Below are 3,155 nucleotides of genomic sequence, written 5' to 3'. Positions count from 1 at the left end.
TTTTTTTATGCTATTTTTTCAAGCTTCAAAAAAATATTTTTTCGAGTACTCTTTTTCAGAACAAAAACAAGCATCTTTTTCTATCTTGCATTGTTTTTTGACAATAAAAAAATATTTTTTCGGATGAAAAAAATAGTTGTAGTAATCCTCTTTGCATTTATTAGTTCCGCGGTTTTCGCACAAACAGACAGTTCTAATTGTTGCTCCTTCAATAAAAAATATTTTAAATCCTATTTAACAGACGTGCGAGACATTGCACTTTCACCTTTTCATTGGGATGAAAAACAATGGATAACGTTTGGTGCAACTGGCGGAATAGCGACAGCTTTAATTTTTACGGAAGATCAAAACGTTCATAATTTGTTTCAGAGAAACAGAAGTGATTTAACAAATACTATTTCTAAATATGGCTTGGAACCTTGGGGACACGGCATTTATTCGATGGGAACAATGGCTGTTTTTTATACGTTTGGAATGCTTGCCAAAAATAATCACGCAAAAGAAACGGCTTTACTTGGACTGAAGACTTTTCTGATAACAGGCGCACTTGTAAATGCGGTGAAATATATTCCAGAACGCGACCGACCTTACATTAGCGATAATCCTTTTATGTGGTTCGGACCGGGATTTAGGAACGGAAATTTTTCATTTCCTTCGGGACACAGCACTTCTGTTTTTGCAATGGCAGCCATTGTTGCTTCGGAATACAGCAATTACAAAGCGGTTCCTATTATTGCGTATTCCATTGCATCATTAACGGCTTTATCGCGCATTAACGACAATAAACATTGGGCTTCTGATGTTTTTACTGGAGCTGTTTTCGGTTGGGCGATGGGAAAATTAATTTATCGGAATAGCCATCAGCGAAAGCCTAAAATAATTATTAATTAATATTGTGAGAAGAATTTTATTGATTTTTTAAGCCCATATTTCTCCATTTGTAACATTTAATTAACTTGCACCGTCTCATTACAAAAAACTTTTTTTCATGCAATTAAAAATTCAAAATCTTTCCAAAACATACAGCAACGGAGTGCAAGCACTCAAAAATGTAAGTCTTGAAATTCCTACCGGAATATTTGGATTGCTGGGACCGAACGGTGCCGGAAAATCATCGCTGATGCGCACGATTGCAACACTTCAAGAAGCCGATTCAGGAAGTGTTTTTTTAGACGATTTAGATGTGCTGAAAAACAAAAAAGAAGTACGGAAAATATTGGGTTATTTACCACAGGAATTTGGCGTTTATCCAAAAGTTTCGGCGGAAGTATTGTTGAATCATATTGCGGTATTGAAAGGAATTACGAACAACAAAGAACGCAAAGAAGTAGTAGAATCTTTGCTGCAGCAAACCAATCTTTTTGAAGCTCGAAAAAAAAATCTCGGTGGTTATTCAGGCGGAATGAAACAACGTTTCGGAATCGCGCAAGCGTTGCTCGGAAATCCGAAATTAATTATTGTAGATGAGCCAACGGCTGGTTTGGATCCTGCTGAACGCAATCGTTTTCATAATTTATTGAGTGAAATTGGCGAACATATTATTGTGATACTTTCCACACATATTGTGGATGATGTGAGTGATTTATGTCGCAACATGGCAATCATCAATAAAGGGAGAGTTTTGATGACAGGCGATCCGCTGAAATCCATTGAAGCGATACAAGGAAAAGTGTGGGAGAAAATGATTGAAAAAACAGAATTGCCAAATCATCAGGAAAAACACAACGTTATTTTTTCACGTTTGTTGGGCGGCAAAACCATTATTCACGTAACCAACGATTCGCAACCAGACGCTTCGTTTAAGCCAGTTATTCCTGATTTGGAAGACGTTTATTTTTCAGCCATTAAAATGGATAATGTTTTAAAAGCCGTTTAAATTCTGCACATGTTTAAAGAAATATTTTTATTCGAAATCTCTTATCGCCTTAAAAGACCTGCGACTTACATTTATTTTATTGTTTTTTTCGCACTTGCTTTTTTATTTATACTGCTTGCCGGTGGCGCGTTTAATGGCGTTGATTTAGCACTTCCTGGAGGAGGTGGAAAAGTTTTAGCGAATTCTCCGTTCATGATTAACTCGCTCATTTCCGGACTCTGTTTTATTGGTACCATTATTATTGCAGCTATTGTCGGAGACGCTGTTTACAAAGATTTTGAATATGGCACGCACGCACTTTTTTTTACGAAACCCATTTCTAAATTCGATTATTTGGGCGGACGATTTTTAGGTGCCGCTGTTATTGCTTTGCTTGTTTTTACAGGTGCAGCATTTGGTATTATGGTTGGCAGTTTTATGCCTTGGTTAGATGCTTCTAAAATTGGTGCGTTTCACTTGATGTATTATGTGCAACCGTATCTTATTTTTGTAATTCCGAACTTACTTTTTATTGGAATTATTTTTTTCGCAGCCGCCACACTCAGTCGCAACATGCTTTCCGTTTATGTAGGCAGTATTTTGTTTTTGGTGTTGTACGGAGTTTCTAAAAGTTTACTTGCCAATATCAATAACGATTTTATTGCTGGGTTGCTTGATCCGTTTGGAGGAATGGCAATGCGAAGTATCACAAAATATTGGACGGTTTCCGAAAAAAATTCGCTCATTGCTCCGTTTAGTAGCTTATTAATGCTCAATCGTGTTTTGTGGCTTTGTATTGGTGCGATCATTTTCGGATTTACTTATTTTAAATTTCGTTTCGATCAATTTTCAAGCGAACTAAGATCTACTAAAAAACGACTAAAAATAACCGAAGTAAAAGAACGTATCGGAAAAATTATTTTAGTTCCTGTTTCACAGAATTTTTCTGCGAAAGCACAATTTTTACAATTGCTACAACAAATAAAACTCGAATTTTTATCCATCATCAAAAGTATTTATTTTATCGCCATTGTTTTTGCCGGAATGGTTTTTTTGTTTGTGAGCGGAGCGCAAGTCGGGAAAATATATGATACCAATACATTCCCGGTTACCGGAATGGTGCTCGAAATTTTAGCAGGTTCGTTTTACCTTTTTGTACTCATCATCATTATTTTTTATTCGGGCGAATTAGTGTGGAAAGAGCGCGAATTAAAAATTAGTCAAATTTACGATGCGCTTCCTATCAATGATCGTTCGCCATTTATCTCCAAACTTTTCGCATTAATTTTAGTGCAAGTAG

3 protein-coding genes are annotated in these 3,155 nt (G+C 36.2%); all 3 read left to right on the top strand.

Annotated features, from left to right (window positions below):
- Nucleotides 1-123: 123 nt before the first annotated feature.
- Nucleotides 124-891 (top strand): phosphatase PAP2 family protein, encoded by a 768-nt coding sequence (locus tag ABIZ51_04025; GenBank protein ID MEO7087942.1) that lies wholly within the window; start codon nucleotides 124-126, stop codon nucleotides 889-891.
- A gap of 97 nt (nucleotides 892-988) precedes the next feature.
- Nucleotides 989-1,876, top strand: a complete 888-nt coding sequence (locus tag ABIZ51_04020) for an ABC transporter ATP-binding protein (protein MEO7087941.1) — start codon at nucleotides 989-991, stop codon at nucleotides 1,874-1,876.
- Between the two features lie 9 nt (nucleotides 1,877-1,885).
- Nucleotides 1,886-3,155: hypothetical protein (locus tag ABIZ51_04015; protein MEO7087940.1), on the top strand; the 1,270-nt coding region annotated here is incomplete at its 3' end.

The sequence above is a fragment of the Bacteroidia bacterium genome (assembly GCA_039924845.1).
In the GTDB taxonomy this organism is placed as follows: domain Bacteria; phylum Bacteroidota; class Bacteroidia; order DATLTG01; family DATLTG01; genus DATLTG01.
This window is presented reverse-complemented; position numbering and strand designations above follow the sequence as displayed.